Origin of the sequence: Mesorhizobium sp. M0968, assembly GCF_040319065.1 — a bacterium.
Lineage (GTDB): Bacteria > Pseudomonadota > Alphaproteobacteria > Rhizobiales > Rhizobiaceae > Mesorhizobium.
This window is the reverse complement of record NZ_JAMYNL010000005.1, coordinates 281394-305585: the sequence shown is the minus strand read 5'-3', so window position 1 is coordinate 305585 and position 24192 is coordinate 281394. Positions and strand designations below refer to the sequence as shown.

Annotated in this window: 23 protein-coding genes, 1 tRNA gene and 1 pseudogene; 10 read left to right on the top strand and 15 right to left on the bottom strand. The window is 62.4% G+C overall.

Annotated features, from left to right (window positions below):
* Positions 1–402 precede the first annotated feature (402 nt).
* The 5 genes from NKH67_RS11925 to NKH67_RS11905 form a co-directional block, all read right to left on the bottom strand.
* Positions 403–479 (bottom strand) — tRNA-Pro (locus tag NKH67_RS11925).
* 36 nt (positions 480–515) lie between these two features.
* Positions 516–1805 (bottom strand): O-antigen ligase family protein, encoded by a 1290-nt coding sequence (locus NKH67_RS11920; RefSeq protein ID WP_352501529.1) that lies wholly within the window; start codon positions 1803–1805, stop codon positions 516–518.
* Positions 1802–3337, bottom strand: coding sequence for an undecaprenyl-phosphate glucose phosphotransferase (locus NKH67_RS11915; protein WP_352471993.1), 1536 nt, complete (start codon positions 3335–3337; stop codon positions 1802–1804). Before NKH67_RS11915 ends, NKH67_RS11920 begins: the two co-directional genes overlap by 4 nt.
* A 116-nt stretch (positions 3338–3453) precedes the next feature.
* Positions 3454–4578, bottom strand: a complete 1125-nt coding sequence (locus tag NKH67_RS11910) for a glycosyltransferase family 4 protein (RefSeq protein ID WP_352501530.1) — start codon at positions 4576–4578, stop codon at positions 3454–3456.
* 12 nt (positions 4579–4590) lie between these two features.
* Positions 4591–5154 carry a polysaccharide biosynthesis/export family protein gene (locus NKH67_RS11905; protein WP_352471991.1) on the bottom strand — a complete coding sequence of 188 codons (564 nt, stop codon included), beginning with the start codon at positions 5152–5154 and terminating at the stop codon, positions 4591–4593.
* Positions 5155–5409: 255 nt separating this feature from the next.
* Between NKH67_RS11905 and NKH67_RS11900 the strand changes: the two genes are divergently transcribed.
* The gene (locus NKH67_RS11900) at positions 5410–7659 is read left to right on the top strand and encodes a GumC family protein (protein WP_352501531.1); all 2250 of its coding nucleotides are present in this window, start codon (positions 5410–5412) and stop codon (positions 7657–7659) included.
* 23 nt (positions 7660–7682) lie between these two features.
* On the opposite strand, the gene NKH67_RS11895 is transcribed toward NKH67_RS11900, so the two are convergent.
* On the bottom strand, positions 7683–8915 hold the full coding sequence (locus tag NKH67_RS11895) for a GNAT family N-acetyltransferase (protein ID WP_352501532.1): 1233 nt from the start codon (positions 8913–8915) through the stop codon (positions 7683–7685).
* 90 nt (positions 8916–9005) lie between these two features.
* Here NKH67_RS11895 and NKH67_RS11890 point away from each other — a divergent pair, with 90 nt between their 5' ends.
* Positions 9006–10064 carry a polysaccharide deacetylase family protein gene (locus NKH67_RS11890; RefSeq protein ID WP_352501533.1) on the top strand — a complete coding sequence of 353 codons (1059 nt, stop codon included), beginning with the start codon at positions 9006–9008 and terminating at the stop codon, positions 10062–10064.
* On the opposite strand, the gene NKH67_RS11885 is transcribed toward NKH67_RS11890, so the two are convergent.
* Positions 10061–10288: a DUF2842 domain-containing protein gene (locus tag NKH67_RS11885; protein ID WP_023674629.1), complete on the bottom strand. Its 228-nt coding sequence runs from the start codon at positions 10286–10288 to the stop codon at positions 10061–10063. The two genes, NKH67_RS11890 and NKH67_RS11885, sit on opposite strands and share 4 nt — an antisense overlap.
* A gap of 151 nt (positions 10289–10439) precedes the next feature.
* Between NKH67_RS11885 and NKH67_RS11880 the strand changes: the two genes are divergently transcribed.
* The gene (locus NKH67_RS11880) at positions 10440–11528 is read left to right on the top strand and encodes a COX15/CtaA family protein (RefSeq protein WP_353030958.1); all 1089 of its coding nucleotides are present in this window, start codon (positions 10440–10442) and stop codon (positions 11526–11528) included.
* 7 nt (positions 11529–11535) lie between these two features.
* On the opposite strand, the pseudogene NKH67_RS11875 reads toward NKH67_RS11880, so the two are convergent.
* The 3 genes and pseudogenes from NKH67_RS11875 to speB form a co-directional block, all read right to left on the bottom strand.
* Positions 11536–12363, bottom strand: a pseudogene (locus NKH67_RS11875) (aminoglycoside phosphotransferase family protein); the annotation flags it as partial.
* Complete coding sequence (argC, locus tag NKH67_RS11870; RefSeq protein ID WP_352501535.1) at positions 12364–13290, bottom strand: N-acetyl-gamma-glutamyl-phosphate reductase; 927 nt, start codon at positions 13288–13290, stop codon at positions 12364–12366.
* A gap of 29 nt (positions 13291–13319) precedes the next feature.
* Entirely contained in the window at positions 13320–14327 is a 1008-nt protein-coding gene (gene speB / locus NKH67_RS11865) for an agmatinase (protein ID WP_352471982.1), read from the bottom strand.
* Positions 14328–14632: 305 nt separating this feature from the next.
* On the opposite strand from speB, the gene NKH67_RS11860 reads away from it, so the two are divergent.
* Positions 14633–15691: a glycerophosphodiester phosphodiesterase family protein gene (locus NKH67_RS11860; protein WP_352501536.1), complete on the top strand. Its 1059-nt coding sequence runs from the start codon at positions 14633–14635 to the stop codon at positions 15689–15691.
* A gap of 355 nt (positions 15692–16046) precedes the next feature.
* Here the strand turns inward: NKH67_RS11860 and NKH67_RS11855 are convergent, their stop codons facing one another.
* Entirely contained in the window at positions 16047–16925 is an 879-nt protein-coding gene (locus NKH67_RS11855) for an aldo/keto reductase family oxidoreductase (RefSeq protein WP_352501537.1), read from the bottom strand.
* 77 nt (positions 16926–17002) lie between these two features.
* Here NKH67_RS11855 and NKH67_RS11850 point away from each other — a divergent pair, with 77 nt between their 5' ends.
* A complete protein-coding gene (locus tag NKH67_RS11850) occupies positions 17003–17911 on the top strand; it encodes a LysR family transcriptional regulator (RefSeq protein ID WP_352501538.1) in 909 nt (302 codons plus the stop codon).
* Positions 17912–17998: 87 nt separating this feature from the next.
* Here the strand turns inward: NKH67_RS11850 and NKH67_RS11845 are convergent, their stop codons facing one another.
* From NKH67_RS11845 to NKH67_RS11830, 4 genes are all read right to left on the bottom strand, one after another.
* Positions 17999–18526 (bottom strand): hypothetical protein, encoded by a 528-nt coding sequence (locus NKH67_RS11845; protein ID WP_352501539.1) that lies wholly within the window; start codon positions 18524–18526, stop codon positions 17999–18001.
* Positions 18527–18750: 224 nt separating this feature from the next.
* A complete protein-coding gene (gene rpsI / locus NKH67_RS11840; RefSeq protein WP_023674644.1) occupies positions 18751–19233 on the bottom strand; it encodes a 30S ribosomal protein S9 in 483 nt (160 codons plus the stop codon).
* A gap of 1 nt (position 19234) precedes the next feature.
* The gene (gene rplM / locus NKH67_RS11835; protein ID WP_023674645.1) at positions 19235–19699 is read right to left on the bottom strand and encodes a 50S ribosomal protein L13; all 465 of its coding nucleotides are present in this window, start codon (positions 19697–19699) and stop codon (positions 19235–19237) included.
* Between the two features lie 213 nt (positions 19700–19912).
* Positions 19913–20377 (bottom strand): PaaI family thioesterase, encoded by a 465-nt coding sequence (locus NKH67_RS11830; RefSeq protein WP_352471978.1) that lies wholly within the window; start codon positions 20375–20377, stop codon positions 19913–19915.
* Positions 20378–20533: 156 nt separating this feature from the next.
* Here NKH67_RS11830 and NKH67_RS11825 point away from each other — a divergent pair, with 156 nt between their 5' ends.
* The 5 genes from NKH67_RS11825 to NKH67_RS11805 all read left to right on the top strand — a co-directional run bounded on the left by NKH67_RS11825 (position 20534) and on the right by NKH67_RS11805 (position 24174).
* The gene (locus tag NKH67_RS11825) at positions 20534–21355 is read left to right on the top strand and encodes an enoyl-CoA hydratase (protein ID WP_352501540.1); all 822 of its coding nucleotides are present in this window, start codon (positions 20534–20536) and stop codon (positions 21353–21355) included.
* Positions 21356–21364: 9 nt separating this feature from the next.
* Positions 21365–21787 carry a VOC family protein gene (locus tag NKH67_RS11820; RefSeq protein ID WP_352471976.1) on the top strand — a complete coding sequence of 141 codons (423 nt, stop codon included), beginning with the start codon at positions 21365–21367 and terminating at the stop codon, positions 21785–21787.
* Positions 21788–21863: 76 nt separating this feature from the next.
* Entirely contained in the window at positions 21864–22385 is a 522-nt protein-coding gene (locus tag NKH67_RS11815; RefSeq protein ID WP_352501541.1) for a CoA-binding protein, read from the top strand.
* Positions 22386–22537: 152 nt separating this feature from the next.
* A complete protein-coding gene (locus NKH67_RS11810) occupies positions 22538–23818 on the top strand; it encodes an O-acetylhomoserine aminocarboxypropyltransferase (RefSeq protein WP_352501542.1) in 1281 nt (426 codons plus the stop codon).
* 5 nt (positions 23819–23823) lie between these two features.
* A complete protein-coding gene (locus NKH67_RS11805) occupies positions 23824–24174 on the top strand; it encodes a cupin domain-containing protein (RefSeq protein ID WP_352501543.1) in 351 nt (116 codons plus the stop codon).
* The last annotated feature ends 18 nt before the right edge of the window (positions 24175–24192 follow it).

Here is a 24192-nt window from a genome sequence, read left to right as displayed (position 1 = left end):
GCCAGCCGTCCGGATGAATTAGTTCTTTCCAACCGACGGTTGGTGGACGCATTGCAGCTGATGCGCCTAGGGTTCACTACGATCCGCGCGCACCGGGCATGCCCAACCCCCGAGTCACCCCTGCCTGATGCAAGGCGCCTGATCGAGTCCCGCCGTTCTGGCATGTGCGGCGGGACCTTTTCTCACGATAAAGGCTGGCGTACGCAGCAAAGCTTACCTAGCCATTACCGCGCGGTTTCTCGGTGGCTTCTGGCTAGACGCCAGCCTCCGTGCCTCGCGCACGAGTGATGCGTGATCGGTTCCCTCGATGAGATCACGCCTGCGTATGTTGCGCTGCTGCAGTGCGGCTATCGTCTGTACAGCCAGTTTTGGGGGAAAACTGGCTAAGCCTTTGGATTTTAATGGTCGGAGTGGCCGGATTCGAACCGACGACCCCTTGACCCCCAGTCAAGTGCGCTACCGGGCTGCGCTACACTCCGGACCGGTCGCGATGTATCGTGATAGACCGGGTCCGGTCAACCGAATTCGGTTGCTGTCTTGCCTGAAGCAACCGCGACGGGGATTGCCGGTCGCTGCGTCGCCCGCAGCTGCCACTGGTGGCGGTATTCGAGCGCGATGGCACCCCAGATCAAGCCGAGCAGCAGGTAGACATGGCGCCAGTGGTCGATGTCGATGAAGGTGCCGAGCCCGATATTGCCGATGAAGGCGACGTAGGCGCATAGAAGATAAGGCTGCCACGGCCGGTCGCGCAGCAGAATGCGGAAGCCGGCGGCGATCGTCCAGCACGTCAGCGTCAGGAACGACACGAAGCCGAGCCAGCCGTAATCCATCAGCATCTTCAGCCAGATGTCGTGCGTGTCCTCGCCGAAGATCTTGCCGAAGACGAGCGGGCCGATGCCGAACGGATGCTCCAGTGCCATCTGAAAGCCGATCGTATAGCGGGCGAAGCGGCCGAGCCGGGCGGTGTCGTAGCTTTGTTCGAGCTGTGCGCGGTTCGAGAACATTTCGGCGACTCCTGGCAGTTGCAGGATGACGATCATTGCGATGACCAGCAGTCCGACGGCGGCGATGGTCATGACGACGACGCGCAGCCTGAACTTGCCGCTGGCGCTCTGCAGGAACAAGGCACCGGTCAAAAGGATCGCCGAAACGGCGAACATGCCCCAGGCGCCGCGCGAAAAGGAAAAGAAGATGCCGGCGGTGATGATCAGCAGCGGCATAGCCATTTGAGGCATGCGCGCGACCGAGCCGGTAAGCAGCAGATAGAGCAGGTAGATGCCCGGCAGCACCAGGAACGGACCGAACACGTTCGGGTCCTGGAAGGCGCCGGCGGCACGGTCGTATTTGGTGAAGATCTCCGCTCCTGGAAAGGCATGGAAATAGCCGGCTATGCCGACCAGCGAAGTCAGCACTGCCGATACCACATAGGCGACGAAGATCACCCGGTAGAGACTGGGCCGGACCGCCGTTACCGAAGCGAAAAAAACCGCGGTTAAGGCCAGGAACAGCGAGACGGCGAGATAGAGCGGCGTGCCGGCGAGGTCCGACATCTGCGTCATCGAGATCATACCGCCGATGTTCATGATAGCCAGCAGCACCAGAAGTGGCACCGCCGCCCGCTGTACACGCATGCCGAACAAGGGCCACACCACGATCAGTCCGATCATGTAGAGATCGTACGGCGCCGGCTCGGCAATGACGAAACCGGACAGGAAAACGCCGAGGAAAACCGCCCCCGACGCAATCAGTGCAATCAGCTTGGCGTTGACCGCCGCCGCCGGCAATTCATAGGCTGTCGCGATCAATACGCGTTTTCCGTATTGAGCAGGCGGATCGGCGTCAGGAACAGGATTCTGAGGTCGAACAAGAGCGACCAGTTCTCGATGTAATAGAGGTCGTATTCCGTCCGCATGCGAATCTTCTCGTTGGTGTCCATCTCGCCGCGCCAGCCATTGATCTGCGCCCAGCCGGTCACACCGGGTTTGACCTTGTGGCGGGCGAAATAGCCGTCGACCACTTCATTGTAGAGGAGGTTGTGCGACTGCGCGGCAATGGCGTGCGGGCGCGGCCCGACCAGCGACAGCGAACCGAACAGCGAATTGAAGAACTGCGGCAGTTCGTCGATCGAGGTCTTGCGGATGAAGCGGCCGACGCGGGTGACGCGCGGATCGTTCTTGGTCACGGTCTGTTTGGCCGTCGGGTCCGCCTTGTCGGTATACATCGAACGGAACTTGTAGACGTCGATGATCTCGTTGTTGAAGCCGTGCCGCTTCTGATGGAACAGCACCGGCCCCTTGCTGTCGAGTTTGATCGCGATTGCGGTCGCCAGCATCACCGGCGAGAACACGATGATGCCGATGATCGAAAAGACAATGTCGAAGGCGCGCTTGGCGACCGAATCCCAGTCGTTGATCGGCTTGTCGAAGATATCGAGCATCGGCACCGAGCCGATGTAGGAATAGGCGCGCGGCCTGAACTGCAGCGCGTTCGAATGCGCCGATAGCCGGATGTCGACCGGCAGCACCCACAGCTTCTTCAATAACTGCAGCACGCGCGATTCGGCGGTCAGCGGCAGCGATACGATCAGCATGTCGATGCGCGCGATGCGGGCAAATTCGATGAGTTCGGAAATTGTACCGAGCTTGGGATAACCGGCGACAACCGGCGGCGACCGCTTGTCGCCGCGGTCGTCGAAAATGCCGCAGATGCGGATGTCGTTGTAGGGCTGCCTTTCGACCGAGCGGATCAATACCTCCGCCGCCTTGCCGCCGCCGACGATGACGGCGCGGCGCTCCATCCGCCCGTCGCGCGCCCAGCGCCGGATCAGCTTCGACATCACCAGTCGGAGACCCAGGATCAGCACGAAACCGACGACGAACCATGTGCCGAAGAGCAGGCGCGAATAGTCTTCCGACATTTTCATGGTGAAGGCGGTGAGCGCCATCAAGGCGAATGTTCCGGCCCAGACCAGCAGGAGACGGCCGAAATTGGCGATCGGCCGCATCAGCGCGACGATCTGGTAGCGGTCGGTGACGTCGAACAGAACGACCGCGAGGAACGAGGTGGCGGCGATCGTCAGTGAGTATTGCCAGGCAAGATAGTTGAAAAAGCCGACATAATAGAAATAGACGGCAAGACCTGACACCAACAGCAGCGCGAATTCCACCATGCGCAGGACGCCGCTCACCATGATCGGCGACATCGTATCGCGCCGGTATTGCGAGGCGACCTGGCGGGCAACATCGTTCATGCCGCCGGCCGTATTGTTCTCGGCAGGGGCGTCGAATTTGCGCACCGCGTCTAGCGAAAAACGGCGCGCTGGGTCGATTTCGTTCATGGGGCGTCCGCAGGTTTCCCTCAGGTGAATAGCAAAAGAGAGCTAAGAAACCCTTGAAACAACGGATGGCTTTGGAGACGCTTTCACCAGGAGCAGCCCGGTGGAAACCCGTTGTTCTATTTTTTGAGCGCGGCGAAATAGGCCTTTTCGATTTCGGCGGCCATTACATCGGCGCCGAAGCGTGCCTTGAGGTCGGCGAGGCCGGGCATCAGGCCTTTGTAGGTGTCGAGATCGGCCAATGCGGCGCTTATCTTGTCGCCAAGTTCGCGCGGGTCGGGCCGGATCAGGACAGGCGAGCCGGTGTCGAAGATTTCCGGTATGCCGCCGACCGCCGTCGCGATGATCGGCTTGCCGGCGGCGAGCGCTTCCAGAACTATATAGGGCATGGCTTCCGCGCGCGAGGGAACGACGACCAGTTCGGCCAGCCTGAAGGCGAGCCTGGCCGGCATCGGCGCCAGGAAGCTGACCTCGAGGCCGAGCTGATCTACCTGGGCGCGATAGCGCGGCAGGTCGTCGCCGTCGCCGACCATCAGCGCTTTCAATGGGCGGCCGAGTCGTGTCGCGGCTAGCCCCAGCGCATCGATGAAGATGTCCGGGCCTTTGAGGTCTCGCATCATGCCGATATAGAGGAGGTCAACCGCATTGTGCTCGGTCCGCACCGGCTCGAACTCGGCGGCGCGCAGGCCGTTGTGGACGAGAGCGTTCGGAATGGGTGGCTCGCCGACCTTCCTGCGATAAGTCCGCCGCTCATAATCGGAAACAAACAGCAGGCAATCGGTGAAGCGAGCCATGAAGCGCTCGAGCGCGAAGAACAGCTTCCCCATGGCGGTGGTCTCGTCATAGTGAAGCGAGCCGCCATGCGGCGAATAAAGGCGGGCTACGCGAGACCTGGATACCCGTAACAATGAGCCGAACAGACGGGCATAGGCGCCACCTTTGGCGCCATGCCCGTGCAGCACGTCCGGCCGCAATTCTTTTATGATCCTGTAGGTGCGCCGGGCCGAGGCGAGATCGCCTGGCCCGACATGCCGCTGCATCGGGGTGCGGTGAATGCCGAGCGCCAGGCTGCCTTTCATCTGTTCGAACAGCCGTTCCTCGAAATCGCCGCCCGTCGTCGAATCGCAGACGATGCCGACGGCATGGCCGGCGGCGACCTGAGCCTCGGTCAGGTCGCGCACATGCCGGAAGATGCCTCCGACCGGTGAGCGAAAGCAGTGGACGATCCTGAGTGTGTCCGCCACTTTGTCAGCACATCAAAACAGGCGTTCGCGAACATAGACTGTATCGCCGGGCAGCAGCGGGTCGGAGGTCACCACGCGTCCGGTTATCACCTTGCCGTTGATGTCGCGGGTAATGTCGACGCTTTCCTGGTTGGCGCGTGGCGTGAACCCGCCGGCGATGGCGACGGCTTTCTGCACGGTCAGGCCTGGAACGTAGGAATACTGCCCCGCCGCACCCACTTCACCCATGACGAAGATCGGCCGGTAGCGATCGATTTCGACCGAAACATCGGGATCCCGCAAATAACCCTGGCGCAGTTTCTCGGCGATCTCCCTTTCAAGCTGTTGGGCGGTGTGGCCGCGCGCCGGCACGTTGCCGACGAGCGGCAGCGAGAGATAGCCGGACTGGTCGACGCTGTAGGTATTGGTCAGTCCTTCCTGCTCGAACACGGTTACGCGGACGCGGTCGCCGGCGCCGAGGCGATAGGGCTGGTCGAGAACTTCATGGAATGCGGCCGGCGTCGGCCGGTAGCTGGAGCAGCCCGAAAGCATCGATACGGCAAGCAGCGCGCGGAAAAGGGGAGCAGTGCTTTTCATGAGCGGACACGTACCTTTGAATAGCCGGCGACTCTGCGGCAAACCTTAACGATCGAGCTCGGTTATCATCCTGTTAGGGTTAATGGCCGGTAAAGGCGCGCGGCCGATGCGGGCCGGATCGACGAATGCAGATGGTTTTCAGCCTCTTGTTTGCGGCTTGTTAATAGAGCCTGACAGGTTCTTACCGCGATATTAACGGCTGAGTTACCATAGTTGTTTACGGTGCATGCTGACTCAGTACCGGAGCAGGGATGCATGTCCGTTCAATCCGCGGCCGCAGATGTCGACGTCGATCTCAGGCAGCTTTTCGCCAGCCTGGCGCGAAACTGGCTGCGCATCCTTGTCGTCGCACTGGTTGTAACCGGCCTGGCCTTTGCGCTCGCCTGGCTTGCAACGCCCGAATACAAGTCGGCAGCCAAGCTGGAGATCGGGCCTCGAGAATCGGAGTTCACGCGGCCAGCCGGGGCCAACGGCAACGAGCGGTCGATTCCCGACGAAGAGGCTGTGGCCACCGAGGTCCAGATCATCTCGTCCCCCGACATCCTCAAGCAGGTGGCGGCGAAGCTCAACCTGGCGAAATTGCCCGAATTCGACGAGGCGCTGAAGATGTCGGCGCTGAGCCGCGCCCTTGTCCTTGTTGGCTTGAAAAGCGATCCGTTCGAGATTCCGCTGGAAGAGCGCGTGCTGGACGCAATGCATGAGAAGCTCAACGTCTATGGCGTTGAAAAAACCCGCGCGATCGCAATCGAGTTCTCGTCAGAGGATCCAAAGCTTGCCGCCGCGATCCCGAACGCCATTGCAAACGCCTATATCGCCTCCAAGGGCAATGCCAAGCTCGAATCGAATTCCGCCGCCACCGACTTTCTGGCGCCGGAAATCGCGGATCTGCAGAACCGGGTGAAGGAGGCGGAAGCCAAGGTTGCCGCATTCCGTGCGCAGTCCGATCTTTTGATGGGCGGCAACAATTCGGTGCTTGCCACCCAGCAGCTGTCCGAATTGTCGAGCGAACTGTCACGCGTGCGCGCCAATCGCGCTTCGGCGGAAGCGACCGCTGACAGCGTGCGCAGGGCGTTGCGCAATGGCGGCTCGCTGGATGCCGTTCCGGAGGTGTTGTCTTCCGAACTGATCCAGCGCCTGCGCGAGCGGCAAGTCGAACTCAAGAACAACATAGCCGACCTTTCCACCACCTTGCTCGACAACCATCCGCGCATCCGCGCGCTGAAGTCGCAGCTCGCGGATCTCGACCGCCAGATCCGCAACGAAGCGGAAAAGATCATGAAAGGTCTGATGGCGCAGGCCGAGACGGCGAAGGCGCGAGAGGCTCAACTCGTGGCAGACGTCAACACGCTGAAGGCGGCGTCCGCCCGCGCCGGCGAAGAGCAGGTGGAACTCGATGCGCTGCAGCGTGATGCCGCGACCAAGCGTCAGCAGCTCGATCTCTATTCATCCAGCTATCTCCAGGCGGCCGCACGCAAGGATCGCAACTATCTGCCCGTCGACGCTCGCGTATTTTCGGAGGCCCAGGTGCCGGCCGAACCTTATTTCCCCAAGATTGGTCCGATTGTCAGTGCGGCCTTTGTCGGCTCGTTGCTCATCATGGCGATCGTCACGCTGCTGCAGGAACTGTTTTCCGGCCGCGCCATGCGTCCGGCCGCCGGTGCCCATTTCGAGCGCATCGAGCAGGTTGCAATGCCGGCTGTCCAGGCCGAACGCGTGATGGCCGAGCCCGACCCGTCGGTTGGCCGGTCCGAACCGGCAGTCGTTGAGATCGATGAGGCCGACGACGACAATATCATTGAAAGCAAAGTGGAGTCGGAACCCGTCGCGGTGGCGGAAGCGGCTGCCGAGAAAATCGAACCGGAGTACTCTGAAATGGCTGCTGGAGACATTGAACCGGCACGTTCTATCCTCGGCGAGGTCGACATCGACAAGGCCGCGGAAAAACTGATCGCCACCGGTGCCGCCCGCGCCATATTCGTGTCGCCGGAAGGCGACGAGGCGGCTGCCTCGGCAGTGCTGGTGGCGCGCGCAGTCTCCGACGCCGGGCTACGCGTGCTGCTGCTTGATCTCACCGCTTCGGGTGCTGCCTCGCGGCCGATGCTGGACAGCGGGCTGTTTCCGGGCATCACCGATCTGCTCGCCTCGCAAGCGCAGTTCAGCGATGTGATCCACCCCGATCTCTATTCGGACTGCCACGTTATTCCCGTCGGCACAGCCGATCCGGTCCGCGCCATGCGCGCCGCCGACCGGCTGCCGATCATCATGCAGTCGCTGACCACCGCCTATGATTTGGTCGTGGTCGAATGCGGACCGGCCGACGCGCAAGGCATCAGCCGCCTGGTGGGCGAGGGGACCGAGGTTTTGCTCTCCATGCTTGAACCGGACGACGAGGTGACGCAGGCCGCGGTCGCGCTCATCGAGAGTGGCTATCCCGACCTGACGCTGGTCACGCCCATCGGCCATGTGGCGCCGGGCCCAATGCCGGGACGGCGCTCGGCCGCCTGAGGCAGTTTTCTCTCAAATCGAAATCAGCTGTCGTCTTCGCCTGCGGCCGGTGCTGTCCTCCGCCCCACGGCTTTACGGCGCAGCAGCTTGGTCAGCTTCCAGACCATTGGGCTGTGCTTGATGAATGCCTTCAGGCTTGCGCCGTGCCTGAGCGCAAGCGCCAGCGCACGACCTTTCGGCGTCAGCGGAACCAGCACCTCGAAATGCTGCGTTTCGATATCGCACCACAATCGCTTGTAGGGTTCGTCGCCGACCGAGAAATCATAGATTTCGAAACCCGCCTCGCAGGCTTCCTGGATGTTCTCGAAGAACAGGAAGTCGCCCGGGCTGGTGTGTGCGAGGTCGTCCTCGGCAATCGCCCCGAACTCGCAGATCAGCCGCTTGCCCGAACGGCTCGACCCGGTGACTGCACGAAGTTTGCCGGCGACTTCCAGCCCATGCAGGACGAAGGACGGATCTTCCTCTTGAAGCGCGTCGGCAAACAGCGAGCGGAAAAAAGCGCGCACCTCCGCCTCACCGAAAACATTGGCGATGCCCATCTTGCGGAAGCGGAATTCCTTCATCTCGAAAAAGGCATCGAGCAGCATGTGCACCTCGTCCGCAGTTCTCGCCTCGATGCGACGATAGCTGCCAACGGCCTCGAACTTGCGCGCCTGCGAGCGATGCTTCTTGCGCCTGCGCTTGCCGCTCACGCGGGTGAGCAGTGCGTCAAATCCTCCCACAAGACCGGCGGCCAGCGACAGATTGGGGCTCGAAAAATGCGGCAAGGCGGAGAGCGGGTTGGCAACGCCGTCGAGATCGGGCAGCAACCGCTCCAGCGCAACAAGATCGATGTCGCGCCGCGCCTTGGCAATCGCAGCCAGCATCGAGCGGATCGCCGTGCTATCGGCATTCGCCAGCCATTGCGGGTCGGCGGCGGCAAAATTGCCGTTTGCATGGCGGCCGCCCATGAACCGGGCGACGCGGAACGCTCCACTGCGAGTGACCTCCAGCGCCAGTGAGAAAACCGGCCTGTCCTCGGCGCGCAGCGTCGCAACGACAACGTCGGCGCCGGTATGTGCGGCCCAGTTCAGGATCCAGCCGGCGCTTTGCGCAGGGGCAAAAAGCGCGGAATGGCAGAATTCTGCGTACGCCGCCAACGCCGCACTATCGGCGACCGAGGTTGACAGGCCGGCTTTGCCGGCCGGCAAGGCACACGGCGACGCCTCGCTGCTTGCCAGCCGATTGCCGTCAAATGACGCGGTGGCGTCAACCATACCTCAATCCTTAGGGCGTATTCGTCGCGATTGGGGGTCCCGCGCAGGCGCATTCCATGCTTGATGAGCTTAGGCGCAAAAGGTGAATGAATGATCGACGGGGGCGAGGCAATCCGCAAACTGGCGCTCAATCTCGCCCGCTATTCCGGTCTCGCGCCGCTGGCCAAGCCGTTTATCGGCGGCCTTGGCGCCATCCTGATGCTGCATCGGGTTACCGCGACACCGGAAAAGCCGAACGGCGTCAACCGCCACTTGAACATCGCGCCCGGGTTTCTCGATATCGTGATCGCCGACATGAAGGCGAACGGCTACAGTTTCGTCACGCTTGACGAGGCGATCGAGCGCATCAAGGCCAGCGACAAGGACGGCCAGTTTGCGACGATCACCGCCGACGACGCCTATCGAGACAACATGACCGAGGCGCTGCCGGTGCTGGAGAAGCACGGCGCGCCGATCACCATCTACGTCGCGCCGGGACTGATCGACGGCGCTGCCGATTTGTGGTGGGACGTGGTCGAGGACATCGTCAATGCGCGCGATCGCCTGACGCTGACGACGCCGGATGGCCCGGTGACAATCGACTGCTCGAGTCCGGGAAAAAAGGTCCAGGCCAATGCGCGCCTGCACGCTCATCTGACGCTGAAGGTGCGCGAGCAGGACCAGCGTGCGGTGTTGCGGGATCTGGCGCGCTCGAACGGCATCGAGTTGGGTGGTCCGCGCCCGAGCACGCTGATGAACTGGGACGAGATCCGCACCATGGCCGGGCACCCGCTGGTGACGATCGGCGCACATAGCGTCAATCACTGCAATCTGAAGCGGCTTTCCGAGAGCGATGCGAGACATGAGATCGGCGACGTCAAGCGCATATTGCAGGCCAAACTCGGCGAGGAGCCGCGCCATTTCGCCTATCCCTACGGTTATGCCAGTGCCGTCGGCCGCCGCGAAGTAGGCCTAGTCCGCGATGCCGGATACGCCTCGGCGGTGACGACCCGCCACGGCATACTCCGCGCCGAGCATGCCGGCTTCCTGCACGCCCTGCCGCGCATTTCGGTCAATGGCCGCTATCAGAGCGTCGCCCACATCCGAACAATGTTGTCGGGCGTGACGACGCCGCTGGCCAATGCCGGCAAGACGGTGGTGACGATCTAACTGTTGCCTCGCCCCTTCGGTCGCGGCTCCAGGATCAGCCATTTGATGATGCCCATCGCCGGCAGCACCCACAAAAGCCCGCTGAGCAGGAAGAAAATGAAGTGCGCCAGCGGCCCGGACTGCGACAATTGGGCGACCGCCACGATCGAGGCGACCAGCGCATAGACTATGACCAGCACTACCAGCAGGAAGCTTCCGATCAGCTTTTTCAGGCGAATGGGCATGGCGCGATCTCGTTGATCGCTATCGCTTAGGCCGAACAGCCAATACGCGCAACCCGCCAGAAACGGCGCGACGGCGTGCCGCGCTGTCCGGTCTTGCAAGCCGGGTTGCGATGGTTCACCAATCCGCGACTTCAACTGCCGGGACAAATCCATGGCTGCTGCCATATCCGATGCCGCGCCTTTCGCCGCCCGCGATCGCGACCTTCGCAACCGCGCGCTGGTACGCGGTTGGCTCTATGTCGTGCTCCTGGTGCTGTTTGCGCTGGTACTGGTTGGCGGCGCTACAAGGCTCACCAATTCCGGCCTGTCGATCACCGAATGGCAGCCGATACACGGCGTCATCCCGCCGCTCAATGATGCCGAGTGGCAGGAGGAGTTCCTGCGCTACCAGCAGATCCCGCAATATGCCGAACTCAACAACGGCATGAGCATCGAGGCGTTCAAATCGATCTTCTGGTGGGAATGGGTGCACCGCATCCTGGCGCGTAGTGTCGGCGTGGTCTTCGCCCTGCCGCTGCTGTTCTTCTGGGCGACGCGCCGCATCGAGCGCGGGCTCGGAACGAAATTGTCGGGCATCCTCCTTCTCGGCGCCCTGCAGGGCGCGATAGGCTGGTGGATGGTGGCGTCCGGGTTGGTTGACCGGGTTTCGGTCAGCCAATATCGGCTGGCGACGCATCTGACGCTGGCGGCGCTGATCTTCACGGCGACGATGGTGGTCGCGCGCGGATTGGCCCCACACTCCGAACCGGCCGCCAACCGCTCGACACAGCGTCTGGCCGGCTTCCTGGTGCTGCTGGCGCTGGTCCAGATCTATCTCGGCGGGCTGGTCGCAGGGCTAGACGCCGGCTTGAGCTACAACACCTGGCCGCTGATGGACGGCAAGCTGGTCCCCGGCGACCTGCTGCTGCTGGAGCCGGCATGGCGCAATTTCTTCGAAAACCCGAAGACGGTGCAATTCGTCCACCGGGTCGGCGCCTACACGATCTTCGCGGTCGCGCTCTGGCACATGATTGCGACACGCCGGCGCCTGCCGGGCACGACGCATGCCCGACGTGCGACGCTTCTGTTCCTGATTGTCGTGGTGCAGGCATCGATCGGCGTCGGCACCCTATTGATGCAGGTGCCGCTGCACATGGCCCTGACGCATCAGGCATTTGCGCTGTTCCTGCTCGGCTTCGCCGCCGCGCATTGGCGCGGCACCAAGGGCGCTTATCCGCTGCCTCATGAGATTGCTCTCTGAGGCTGAGCCGCACCCGCCGGATTGCTGTGGCAATAGCCAGCTCGCGGTTTTCGTCGACCGCATTGCGATCTTCATGGTGCCATGCAGCCGACAGGCAGCCATAGGCGATGGCGTGGTCCAGTATCGCGGGCGGCGACTGGCCGAGCGTTGCGGCAAAGACATGCGCCATATGCGCGATCCGCCGCGGATCGATGCAAAAATCGTCTCGGTCGAGTGGGTTGTAGAACACATTGGCGGCATCGAAGCCGGGGTCGCCGAGAACGCCCTTCGGATCGATCGCCAGCCAGCCGCGCGGACCGTGCATGATGTTGTCGTGATGCAGGTCGCCATGCAGCGGCCGTACGTCGTGCGGATTGGACAACAGCCGTTCGGCGATTTCGGCAGCTTCGACATACAGGCTCTTTTCGCCGGCGGCGCGATCGGCCTTCGCCTTTTTGAACAGGCTGGAAAACCGGGTCCGCAACGGCTGAAGGTCCGGTGGGGCAGGGTGCTTCGACGGCGAGAACAGCTTGGCCATTACCTCCGCCGCGATCGCGGTGGCGGCATTGTCGCCCTGATCCGCAATCATCTGTGACAGCGAGGTTTCGCCGGCATACTCGAGCAGCATGCGGTGGCCATCGCGGCCCAGCAGCCGCACCGCGCCTTCGCCGCGTCGCCAGGCGAGGAAATGCTCGCCGCGCAACTCGTCCTCGACATCGTCGAAAGGCTTTAGATCCTTGACGATTGCCGGTGAGCCGTCTTCGCGATCAACCTTCCAGATGCGGCTGCTGAACGTTTCGGCGATGAGTTCGGGCGCGCCGACCTTCCAGCGCTTCGGAAATGCTGGCGCATCCATTCAGAGGCCGAGCATCAGATCCATGTTCTGCACGGCAGCGCCCGAGGCGCCCTTGCCGAGATTGTCGTAGACGGCAAGCAGCAGCGCCTGCGCCCTGTTATCATTGGCAAAGACATAGAGCTTCATCCGGTTGGTGCCGTTGTAGATCTCCGGATCGATGTCGGGCATGCGTTCCTGATGCAGATACGGCGCCACCTCGACCACGCCGCCATCGATGGAAGCGAAATGATCGGCGATCGCCGCGTGAAGCTCGGCGCCGGTCGGCACATGGTCGAGGCCGCCGAGTTGCAGCGGCACCACCGTGATCATGCCTTGCGCGAAATTGCCGACTGCCGGCTGCATGATCGGATCGTGCGAAAGCCTGGCATAGGTCCTGAGTTCCGGCACGTGCTTGTGCTGCAGCGTCAGTCCGTAGGGCAGGAATTCCGGCGCATCCTCGCCCTTGGCGACATAATCCTCGATCATCGGCCGGCCGCCGCCGGAATAGCCGGAAATGCCGTTGACGGTGACCGGAAAATCGGCCGGCAGCAGCCCCGCCGCAACCAGCGGCCGCAGCGTCGCGATTGGTCCTTGCGGCCAGCAGCCCGGATTGGCGACGCGCTTCGCCGAAGCGATCTTCTTCGCCTGGTCCTTGTCCATTTCGGCGAAACCATATTCCCACCCATCGGCGACACGATGCGCCGTCGAGGCGTCGATCACTTTGGTGGTGTCATTGGCGATCAGCGAAACGCTTTCCTTGGCGGCCGCGTCCGGTAGGCAGAGAATCGCGACATCGGCGGCATTGAGGAACTCGGCGCGCGCTGCCGTTTCCTTGCGGCGCTCGGTCGGGATGGAGATGATTTCCAGGTCGCCACGCTCGGCAAGCAGCGCCCTTATCTGCAGACCGGTGGTGCCGTGCTCGCCGTCGATGAAGATTTTCGGTTTCATTGCGTGCCAAAATTCCTGTTAGCTCAAAGCTATATGCCGCTCGCCTGATTCAATCCGGCAACGCTGTGATTGCCTTGGTTCATTTCCTCGAGCCGGGCCTTTCGTTCCGCCAGCAGCCCGAGATAGTGCATGGCCACCATCGAGCCGGCAATCGCCGTTATATCGGCGTGATCATAGGCTGGCGCAACCTCGACGACGTCGGCGCCGACGATATCGAGCTGGTTGATCTGGCGCAGCACCGACAGGATCTTTGCCGAAGACGGGCCTCCCGCGACCGGCGTTCCGGTGCCGGGCGCAAAAGCCGGGTCCAGGCAATCGATGTCGAAAGTGACATAGGTCTTCTTGCCGCCCGTACGGTCGACGATGGCATACGCGATGTCGGACGCACGCATTTCCTCCACTTCATGGCCGTACAGGATCTTGATACCGAACGTGTCGGGCGCATGGGTGCGGATGCCGATCTGGATCGACCGGTCGGGGTCGATGATGCCCTCCTTGACTGCACGGCCGACGAAGGAGCCGTGATCGATGCGCTTGCCGTCGTCGGGCCAGGTGTCCTGGTGTGCGTCGAACTGCACCAGAGCCAGCGGGCCATGGATGGCGGCATGCGCCTTGAGCAGCGGCCAGGTGACGAAGTGATCGCCACCGAGTGACAGCAGAAAGGCGCCGGATTTCAGGATCTTGGCCGCTTCGCGTTCGATCGTGGCAGGCGTCTTCTGGTGATTGCCGCTGTCGAGCAGGCAGTCGCCATAATCGACCACGGCAAGCTGTTCGAACAGATCGCGCGAAAACGGATATTGCGGGTCGTTGTCGAGGATGGCCGAGGCGCGGCGGATTGCCTGCGGCCCGAAACGGGCGCCCGGCCGATTGGTGACCGCAGCGTCGAAGGGAATGCCCCACACCACCGCATCGGCGTCCTTCACGTCCTTCGAATATTTGCGCCGCATGAACGACAGGGCGCCGGCATAGGTCGGCTCGAACGACGCACCCGTCCTGGAGCGGGTGGTGAAGGCATGATCGATGGTCCTTGGCGGCATGAAGCGATCTCCTGTGCGTCGACGCGCAACCTTATTGGACATAATTCTCAGAATTGCGACCCCTGCGGAGGATCATGGCCATTCGATCCGGTCACAAATCCTTGCTCGCCAGGCGAACCCGGCATGGCTCGCCATGAGATTGCCTGGCAAGCAACCGAAAGTAGCCGCCGAAGACTGCTTCGGCCGGCGCTGACCTGATTTTCCGGCATTTTGCAAGCCGGCTTCGTTCACCTGCCTGTCACGGGCATCGCTTAACCGGGGTGCGATCCCGGTACGGAGCGATTCTCGTGCGAATGACCTGTCTCATGCGAACGATTTGGCTGAGCCTTCTGCTTTCCGCGGCGCTGGCGCTCTCCCTTGGCCAGGCATCGGCAGGCGAAACGCGGGCCAGGCAGATTCTCGACCGCTTCGAGCACGCCAACCAATGGCGCGACCATGTGATAGTGGCCGCGCACCGCGCCGGCGGCATGCAATCCGGCAAGACGCTCTATCCCGAAAATTCGATCGCCGCCGCCGAGGCGTCGATCGCAATGGGCGCCGAAATCGTCGAGGTCGATATAAGGCGCTCGAAGGACGGACAGTTCGTCGTCATGCATGACAGTTGGCTCGACCGCACGACGAATTGCAAGGGTGAGGTGGTCAACCGCACGATGGCCGAACTCAAGACGTGCCGTTTGGTGATCGAAGGCACCGGCGCCGTTACGGGCGAGACGGTCTCGACATTGCGCGAGATGTTGATGACGACCAGGGACAGGATCCTCATCAATCTCGACAACAAGCTCGACACCGAAAGCCTCGTCGGCATGGTCGCGGTTGCGCGCGACCTCGACATGGCCGAACAGGTGATCGTCAAGGAGAACCTGTGGAATGCGGAGCGGATTGCCAGTGTCAAGGCCGCCATGGACGCGATCGGCAGCGGCTTCCAGTTCATGCCGATTATCGCCGATGACGCGGTTCGCGACGCCATGTTTGCCGAGAAAGTGGGCCGGGCCTTCCCGATGCGCGCGGTCGAGATGATCAACTGGCGCACGGGATCAGAGACACTGACCGAGACCGGCGGCCCGCTGTTCAGCCCGCGCATGCGCGCGCTGGCGGTGAGGGGCGACTGGCACATCTGGGCCGACACCTATGCCATCGTCAACAAGCCGGGAGGCTTCCTCGCCGGCGGTCGCGGCGACGAGCTGGCGGTTGCGGCCAGCCTGCCGCGCGAGACTTATGGCTTCTGGGTCGAGCGCGGCGCCACCATCATCCAGACCGACGAACCGAAGGCCGCCATCAGTTGGCTGGCGGCGAACGGTTTTCGCGTGCCCTATGCCGGTGAGAAGCGCCCGGCCGAGCCGGCCAACACGGCCAGCATCAACTAGACCGGCGCGGCGAGAATTGGATCTCCCTCTTGTGGTGACGATGCCCGGCAGGGCAGAAGGGCGCTGTCCCGCCGACCCCAGGCCGGCAGCGCCAAACTTTCGAAGGAACCCAGAAACAGAAAACCCGCCTCTGTGGGCGGGTCGTTGGAGCCAATTAGCACCATACCCAAATTAGTAGCATAGCTGCCGGCACAAAGCAAGAACAAAATGTGGCGTAGTGGCAGAAAAATGCGACGATCCTTCAGCGCCTCGGCTGTCCCGCCTGCAAGGTCGCGCGCCTTCGCTGTCCTGCCGGCAATCTCCCCCGCAAGGGAACCCACTTGTGAGAGATTGGCTCATCACTGCCTTCGGCAATCTACCCGCAGGCCGCCATTGCCACACCATCCAGCTCCTTGATGACATCGTCCGACAGTTCGAGGCCGGCAGCGGCGAGGTTCTCTCTGAGATGCGCGACGGAAGACGTGCCGGGAATCAGAAGAATGTTGGGCGCGCGGCGAAGCAGCCAGGCGAGCGCGACCTGCATGGGCGTGGCGCCGAGGCGTGCGGCGACCTTGGACAAGGTCGACGACTGCAACGGGTTGAAGCCGCCAAGCGGGAAGAACGGCACATAGGCGATGCCGTCGCGGGCGAGATCGTTGATCAAGGCATCATCGCCCCGATGCGCCAGATTGTACTGGTTCTGCACGCAGACGATCCTGCATATCCTGCGGCCTTCGGCGATCTGTGCGGCGGTGACGTTGCTCAGCCCGATGTGGCGCACGAGGCCCTGTCGCTGGAGCTCGGCAAGCGTCGCAAGCGGCGCCTCGATCGACCCTTCGGCGGGGCCATGCGCGTCGAACATGACCCGAAGGTTGACCACCTCCAGCACGTCGAGTCCGAGATTGTGCAGATTGTCGTGCACCGCCTGTGTCAGCTCTTCTGCCGAGAAGGCCGGCAGCCATGAGCCATCCGTGCCGCGTCGGGCACCGATCTTGGTGACGATAACGAGGTCGTCGGGATAGGGTGCGAGCGCTTCGCGGATCAACAGGTTGGTCACGTGCGGGCCATAGAAGTCGCTGGTGTCGATGTGGTTGACGCCTTGTGCAACGGCTTCGCGCAGTACGGCCAATGCCGCGTCGTGGTCCTTTGGTGGGCCGAAGACGCCTGGCCCTGCGAGCTGCATGGCGCCGTAGCCGAGCCGTCTCACTGGGCGGTCGCCGAGGATGAATGTGCCGGACTGGTCGACGCTGGACATGGTCTTTCTCCTTCAGGAACGGTGCACAGATAGACGCTGTCCGATCTCATGATAATTGGGTACAATTCGCACGGGCTGTGCAGATTGATCTCGGGGACCTGAACGCCTTCGTGGCCGTTGCGCGCGCCAAAGGTTTTCGGGATGCGGCACGCGCCAGCGGCGGCAGTGCGTCCGGCTTGAGCGAGGCGGTGCGGCGCCTGGAGACGCAGCTCGGTGTCAGGCTGCTCAACCGGACGACCCGCAGCGTTGTCCTGACGGAAGCCGGCGAAGGCCTGCTGGCGCGGCTCGGTCCTGCCTTGACCGAGGTGGAGTCGGCCCTCGACGTAGTGAACGGCTTTCGCGACAGGCCGGCAGGTACGTTGCGCCTCAATGTGCCGGTCAGCGCGGCGCGGCTGGTACTGCCCAGCATCGTTCCGCCTTTTCTCGCCGCCTATCCGGGCATCCGGTTGGAGGTGATCTCGGAGGAGAGCTTCGTCGATGTGCTGGCGGCGGGGTGCGACGCCGGCATTCGCTATGAGGAGCGGCTGGAGCAGGACATGATCGCTGTGCCGATCGGACCGCGCGTGCAGCGCTTCGCCACCGCCGCCAGCCCGGCCTACCTGGATCGTCATGGCCGGCCGCAACACCCGAGCGACCTGCTCGGCCATGCCTGCCTGCGCGGCCGCTTTGCCAGCCGTGCGATGCCGCCATGGGAATTCGAGCGCGACGGCGAGGTGGTGCGGGTCGACCCGACGGGGCCGCTTGTCGTGACCCTGGGCGGGGCGACTGACCTCAAAGTCGATGCAGCCATCGCCGGCACCGGCATCATCAGCCTGTTCGAGGATTGGCTACGCCCTCACTTCGAGAGCGGGGCGCTCGAACCGCTGCTCGAACCCTGGTGGCAGAGCTTCTCCGGGCCGTTCCTTTACTATCCCGGCCGGCGCCTCGTGCCGGCACCGTTGCGGGCGTTCATTGACTTCATCAAGGCGTCCGCCGGCCAGCCCTGACACCCGGGAGAGCCGCGCCCGAAAACAAGCGCGGCTCGCTTCCCTCAGGTGACCCGCCACTACGCTTCGCGGCAGCTCTTGCTTGATCTATTTGACTGGAATCATCAGGTGCGCGTAGGGCGTGTCGGGGAACATGACGTATGGCTGTGTGGGGTTCGGCTCGTGGGGATACAAGGCCATCATGTCTGGTGCGTTCATGACCATCACGTGCGGACCATCATGCAGCCATTCGGCCCCCTCCGGCGGCTTGGTTGCAAAGGGGTCGGTATTGCTGGCCGCATCGCCTCCTTTTAGCATGTAGGCGAAAGCAACTTTCCCTGCAGGCGGCTCCTTCTTGGACATGATCGCGTGCATCCACGCCATCCCGTTCTCATCCGTGCACATTGGGTCGTCGGCGGGAGTGCTCGGGTCGTCCGGGATGCAAGTGCCGTTGGTGCCCTTCCTCAACGTCTTCATCTCCCAATTCACGACGGCGGCGTTTTTGCCGACAGCCTCCGGTGCCGCTGTGATCGCATTCTCGATCAGCTGCTCGTCGCTTTTGTCGGCCGCAGGCGCGGCGAATGCCCAAGTGGCGGCGACAGCTGCCAGAAACACACTGCTGGAATGGATGCGCATTGCCTCCTCCTTCGCGAGCGTCGGGTTACCGGCGCGTCGCAACGTGCACAGCTCCCGCTCTGTGGAGTTGGCTGCTGCCCTGGGATCTGGAACGCGCCTGTAATTAAGATACTACTAATATTACTTAGGGTCACCTGAAGATGCGGGATTGCTATGTCGACAAAGAAAAGGGGGCTGCGAATACGCAGCCCCTCTGAAAAAATCGATAGAAAACCGGTCTTTGTTTAACGCTTCGAGAACTGGAAGGAGCGGCGGGCCTTCGCCTTGCCGTACTTCTTGCGCTCGACGACGCGGCTGTCGCGGGTCAGGAAGCCACCCTTCTTGAGCACGGCGCGCAGCGCCGGCTCGTAATAGGTCAGCGCCTTGGAGATGCCGTGGCGCACGGCACCGGCCTGGCCGGAAAGGCCGCCGCCGATGACGGTGGCAACGATGTCGTACTGGCCGGCGCGATTGGCGGCGATGATCGGCTGGTTGAGGATCATCTGCAGCACCGGACGCGCGAAATATTCGGCGAACACCTTGTCGTTGACGACGATCTTGCCGGAGCCGGGCTTCACCCAGACGCGGGCGATGGCGTTCTTGCGCTTGCCGGTGGCGTAGGCGCGGCCCGACTTATCGAGTTTCTGGACGTGGACGGGTGCGGCCGGCTGGGTGTTGGTATTGCCGGTGGCAGCTCCGAGTTCTGCGAGCGAGGAAAGCTCAGCCATCTTACGAAACCTTCTTGTTCTTGGCGTTCAGCTTGGCCACGTCGAGGACGACGGGCTGCTGGGCGACATGCGGATGTTCCGTGCCTGCATAGACGCGGAGGTTCTTCATCTGGCGACGGCCGAGCGGGCCACGCGGGATCATGCGTTCGACGGCCTTCTCGACGACACGCTCGGGGAAACGACCCTCGAGTAGCTGGCGCGCGGTGCGCTCCTTGACGCCGCCGGGGTGGCCGGTGTGCCAGTAATAGACCTTGTCGGTGAACTTCTTGCCGGTGAACACCACCTTGTCGGCATTGATGACGATGACGTTGTCGCCGTCGTCGACGTGCGGGGTGAAGGTGGGCTTGTGTTTGCCGCGAAGATGATTGGCGATGACAGTGGCGAGACGGCCGACGACGAGACCCTCGGCGTCGATCAGCACCCACTTCTTCACCACATCCGCAGGCTTCTGCGAAAAGGTTGCCATGGATTGTTGCTTTCGGTTAGGACCTTCAAAAGAAGGCGTTTCTTGTTGCTTGGATTGGCGAAAGGCGCTTGCCCGCCGCCAATAACAAAACGGCGGCCTTTGCGGGCCGCTGTTCCGTGAGGGCTTATAGGAGAGGACGGCGACTGCGTCAAGGCGCGTGAAATGTCGGCGAGCTATCAAAATCCAGCAAAACAATGCCTTGGATGAAAGGTATTATTTTACCACACCGTCAATCCGCTTTGGCGGGATCGAATAGGTGCCCGTTGCGTGCGCTACCGTGTGTCCCTCCGGGCCGGCGACGATGTCGATATCGAACACCATCAGGCTCTTGCCGAGCTTGAGGATGCGGCAATGGCCGTCGATCGGCCCGGCCTCGGCCTTGCGGACGAAATTGATGTTGAGACTGGTGGTGACCGAAAGCGCATCCGGTCCGGCATGCGAGAGCACGCAGACATAACCGCCTATGTCGGCCAGCGTGAACAGCGCCGAACCCGACACGGTGCCGCCGGGACGCAAATGGCGCTCGTCGGCGTTGAGCCGCACGACACAGCCGCCTGGAAACACCTCCAACGCCTCGTAGAAGGTGAACTGGTCGTTGAGCTGCGGGAAAATGGTCGCCATCAGCGCGTTGATTTCGGCAGCCGTCAGCACCGGCTTGAGATTGCTGTGGGCGGGCATTTCAGTCTCCCGGTTTGCGCCCTGCTTGTATGAACGCGACGTGGCGTTTCTGGCAACAGCCATTCATTAGGGCAGTAGCGGACGAGGGAGTTGGACGAAGCGAGACGGCATACTAGATTAGTCCATCATCGATCCGGAATCGCGGAGGAACGACCTATGGCCGAAATCGTCGCCATCAAGCCTGCCGTTGCCGAAGGGCCGGTCGTCTCCAGGCTGGACAACGGTGTGCTGCGCCTGACGCTCGCCAATCCGCCGGCCAACGCTCTTTCGCTTGCAGTGATGGCGGCGCTGACGGCGGAACTCGACCGCGCCAAGGCCGACAAATCCGTCCGCGTCATCGTCCTTGGGGCGACCGGCAAAGTGTTCTGCGCCGGGCACGACCTCAAGGAGTTGAGCGCGCACCGCGCCGATGCCGATCGCGGCAGGGGCTTCTTCGAAAAGACGTTTTCCGCCTGCGCCGCGCTGATGCAGGCGATCGTTCGCCATCCTAAGCCGGTGATCGCCGAAGTCGACGGTCTGGCGACGGCGGCCGGATTGCAGTTGGTCGCCAGCTGCGATCTCGCCATCGCCTCGCACGAGGCGACCTTCTGCACGCCTGGCGTCAATATCGGACTGTTCTGCTCGACGCCGATGGTGGCGCTGTCGCGCAACGTTTCGCGCAAGCACGCCATGGAGATGCTTTTGACCGGCGAGACGATCGATGCGGCAACCGCCAAGGAATTCGGCTTGGTCAACCGCGTCGTGCCGCGCGAATATCTGAATCAGATTGTCACCAAATACGCGCAAACCATTGCGTCCAAATCCTCTCTGGTCGTCAAGATCGGCAAGGAAGCCTTCTACGAACAGGCAGAAATGGGGCTGGCCGAGGCCTATGATTACACCGGGCGCGTCATGGTCGAGAACATGCTGGCGCGCGATGCGGAAGAGGGCATTGGCGCCTTCATCGGCAAGCGCAAGCCGGAATGGCCGGAGGAGTAGGAGGCGGATATGGAACCGCGCATCTCCATCGTCACCATCGCCACCGACGATCTCGACCGTGCGACGCGCTTCTATGAGGCGATGGGCCTGACCCGCCATGCCGGGATCACCGACGGCGTTGCCTTCTTCCAGATGGGCGGCGCCATTCTTGGCTTGTTTCCGCGCCCAAGCGCCGAAGAGGATTCGGGCGTCAGCTTCTCGAAGGCGCCGTCGGCCGTCTACCTCGCCTACAACACCCGCTCTGACGCCGAGGTCGACGAAGTGCTTGCGGCGGCTGAGAAGGCTGGCGGCAAGATCGTCAAGCCGGCCGGGCGCGCCTTCTGGGGCGGCTGGTACGGCTATTTCGCCGATGCCGACGGGCATGTCTGGGAAGTCGCGCACAATCCGGCTTTTCCGATCGCGGAAGACGGATCGATTTCGCTGCCGGCCTGACGACGTTCTCCCTGGCCCATTGCAAGCCACTTGCTCGGCTGTTGGCACCTCACTCTGAAGCGCTGTATGACGAGGCATGAACCACGACGCCTACGACAACGCCTATATCGCCGGCATCCTCAATTCGGTGAAGACCATCGCCATGGTTGGCGCGTCGGCCAATGACGTGCGGCCGAGCTATTTCGTGCTGAAATATCTGCTCGGCAAAGGGTTTTCGGTGTTCCCGATCAATCCCGGCCAGGCCGGCAAGGAAATCCTCGGGCGGATGACCTATGCCAGGCTGGCCGATGTTCCAGAGCCAATCGACATGGTCGACGTCTTTCGCGGCTCCGCTGCCGTGCCGGGCATCGTGGACGAGGTGTTGCGGCTCGATCCGCTGCCGAAGGTCATCTGGATGCAGCTTGGTGTGCGCAATGACGAGGCCGCCGTGCGCGCCGAGGCCGCCGGCATCAAGGTGGTGATGAACCGTTGCCCCAAGATCGAATATGGCAAGCTGTCCGGCGAGATCGGCTGGACCGGCGTCAATTCCGGCGTTTTGTCGTCGAAGAAGCCGCTGATGCGGCCGGGATTCCAGAGTTTCGGCGTTCGCCAGAAGTAGGTAGTGAATAGTGAATGGTGAATAGAAAGATTTTTCTGGAAGGCGGGCAAGGCGGCATATGAGCCGCTTGCAATCAGGGTGGGGCTGGCCGACTTTGCCATTCACCATTCACCATTCACCATTCACCATTCACCATTGAGGGAGGTTTTTCGATGGCCCGCACGCCCGGTTTCAACACGCTCGCCGTCCATGCCGGCGCCAAGCCGGATCCGGCGACCGGCGCGCGAGCGACTCCAATCTACCAGACCACCTCCTTCGTCTTCGACGATGCCGACCATGCCGCCTCGCTGTTCGGGCTGAAGGCGTTCGGCAACATCTATACCCGCATTATGAACCCGACGCAGGCGGTGCTGGAAGAGCGCATCGCGGCACTCGAAGGCGGCACGGCAGGCCTTGCGGTCGCCTCCGGCCATGCCGCGCAGGTGCTGGTCTTCCACAATCTGATGCAGCCCGGCGACAATTTCGTTTCCGCGACAAAGCTTTACGGCGGCTCGATCAACCAGTTCGGCCACGCCTTCAAGAATTTCGGCTGGCAGGTGCGCTGGGCCGACACCAATGATATCTCGACCTTCGAGAGCCAGATCGACGACAGGACCAAGGCGATCTTCATCGAGAGCCTGGCTAACCCTGGCGGCGTCTTCGTCGATATCGAGAAGATTGGCGACATCGCCCGCAAGCACGGCCTGCCGCTGATCGTCGATAACACGCTGGCCTCGCCCTATCTGCTGCGGCCGATCGAGCATGGCGCTGACATCGTCGTGCATTCGCTGACCAAGTTCATCGGCGGTCACGGCAATTCGATCGGCGGCGCTATTGTCGACGGCGGCACGTTCGATTGGTCGAAGTCGGGCAAGTATCCGATGCTGTCGGAGCCGCGCCCCGAATATGGCGGCCTCGTCCTGCACGAAACCTTCGGCAATTTCGCTTTCGCCATTGCCGCCCGAGTGCTCGGGCTGCGCGATATCGGCGCGGCGATTTCGCCGTTCAATGCATTCCTGATCCTGACCGGTCTGGAAACCTTGCCGCTCAGGATGCAGCGCCACTGCGACAATGCGTCGGCGGTCGCCGGATGGCTCTCCAACCATCCCAAGGTCGCTTGGGTTTCCTATCCCGGCTTGCCCGGCGACAAGAACAACGCGTTGCAGAAGAAGTACTCGCCGCTTGGCGCCGGCGCGGTGTTCACCTTCGGGCTGAAGGGCGGCTATGCGGCGGGCATCAAGTTCGTCGAGGCGCTCGAACTGTTCTCGCATCTGGCCAATGTCGGCGACACCAAGTCGCTGGTCATCCACCCGGCATCGACCACGCATCGCCAGCTTTCCGACGAGCAGAAGATCAACGCCGGGGCAGGGCCTGACACGGTCAGGCTTTCGGTCGGCATCGAGGACGTCAACGACATCGTCGCCGATCTGGAACAGGCTCTCGCCAAGGTTTGATCGCCATGACCACGCCGAAATTTCTTTCCGTCGGCGTCGACACCGTCGAACCGGAACTTGGCGCACCAGCGCCGGATCGCCTGATTTCGGGCGATCCGAAATTCCGCACCTGGAATGTCGAGGAACAGGACGGCGGCCTCTATGCCGGCATCTGGGAAGCAACGCCGGGCAAATGGCGCATCGAATATGACGAATGGGAGTTCTGCCACATCCTGTCAGGGGTCTCGGCGATCGCCGAAGACGGCGGGAAGGCGCGCACCGTCAAAGCCGGCGATAGTTTCGTGCTGAGGCCGGGCTTTAAGGGCAGCTGGGAAGTGCTTGAAACGACGCGCAAGGAGTATGTGATCAAGCTTTGATCTCGCATCGCGCCGGAC

Bases quoted from the DNA above. Each gene is read 5' to 3' on its own strand.
- NKH67_RS11880 (WP_353030958.1), top strand. From the start codon at position 10,440: ATGGCTGCTGCCATATCCGATGCCGCGCCTTTCGCCGCCCGCGATCGC.
- NKH67_RS11855 (WP_352501537.1), bottom strand. From the start codon at position 16,925: ATGTCCAGCGTCGACCAGTCCGGCACATTCATCCTCGGCGACCGCCCA.
- NKH67_RS11820 (WP_352471976.1), top strand. From the start codon at position 21,365: ATGGAACCGCGCATCTCCATCGTCACCATCGCCACCGACGATCTCGAC.
- NKH67_RS11815 (WP_352501541.1), top strand. From the start codon at position 21,864: ATGAACCACGACGCCTACGACAACGCCTATATCGCCGGCATCCTCAAT.
- NKH67_RS11890 (WP_352501533.1), top strand. From the start codon at position 9,006: ATGATCGACGGGGGCGAGGCAATCCGCAAACTGGCGCTCAATCTCGCC.
- NKH67_RS11895 (WP_352501532.1), bottom strand. From the start codon at position 8,915: ATGGTTGACGCCACCGCGTCATTTGACGGCAATCGGCTGGCAAGCAGC.
- argC (WP_352501535.1), bottom strand. From the start codon at position 13,290: ATGAAACCGAAAATCTTCATCGACGGCGAGCACGGCACCACCGGTCTG.
- NKH67_RS11810 (WP_352501542.1), top strand. From the start codon at position 22,538: ATGGCCCGCACGCCCGGTTTCAACACGCTCGCCGTCCATGCCGGCGCC.
- NKH67_RS11860 (WP_352501536.1), top strand. From the start codon at position 14,633: ATGCGAACGATTTGGCTGAGCCTTCTGCTTTCCGCGGCGCTGGCGCTC.
- NKH67_RS11805 (WP_352501543.1), top strand. From the start codon at position 23,824: ATGACCACGCCGAAATTTCTTTCCGTCGGCGTCGACACCGTCGAACCG.
- NKH67_RS11900 (WP_352501531.1), top strand. From the start codon at position 5,410: ATGTCCGTTCAATCCGCGGCCGCAGATGTCGACGTCGATCTCAGGCAG.
- rpsI (WP_023674644.1), bottom strand. From the start codon at position 19,233: ATGGCTGAGCTTTCCTCGCTCGCAGAACTCGGAGCTGCCACCGGCAAT.
- rplM (WP_023674645.1), bottom strand. From the start codon at position 19,699: ATGGCAACCTTTTCGCAGAAGCCTGCGGATGTGGTGAAGAAGTGGGTG.
- NKH67_RS11915 (WP_352471993.1), bottom strand. From the start codon at position 3,337: ATGAACGAAATCGACCCAGCGCGCCGTTTTTCGCTAGACGCGGTGCGC.
- NKH67_RS11830 (WP_352471978.1), bottom strand. From the start codon at position 20,377: ATGCCCGCCCACAGCAATCTCAAGCCGGTGCTGACGGCTGCCGAAATC.
- NKH67_RS11825 (WP_352501540.1), top strand. From the start codon at position 20,534: ATGGCCGAAATCGTCGCCATCAAGCCTGCCGTTGCCGAAGGGCCGGTC.
- NKH67_RS11845 (WP_352501539.1), bottom strand. From the start codon at position 18,526: ATGCGCATCCATTCCAGCAGTGTGTTTCTGGCAGCTGTCGCCGCCACT.
- NKH67_RS11905 (WP_352471991.1), bottom strand. From the start codon at position 5,154: ATGAAAAGCACTGCTCCCCTTTTCCGCGCGCTGCTTGCCGTATCGATG.
- speB (WP_352471982.1), bottom strand. From the start codon at position 14,327: ATGCCGCCAAGGACCATCGATCATGCCTTCACCACCCGCTCCAGGACG.
- NKH67_RS11885 (WP_023674629.1), bottom strand. From the start codon at position 10,288: ATGCCCATTCGCCTGAAAAAGCTGATCGGAAGCTTCCTGCTGGTAGTG.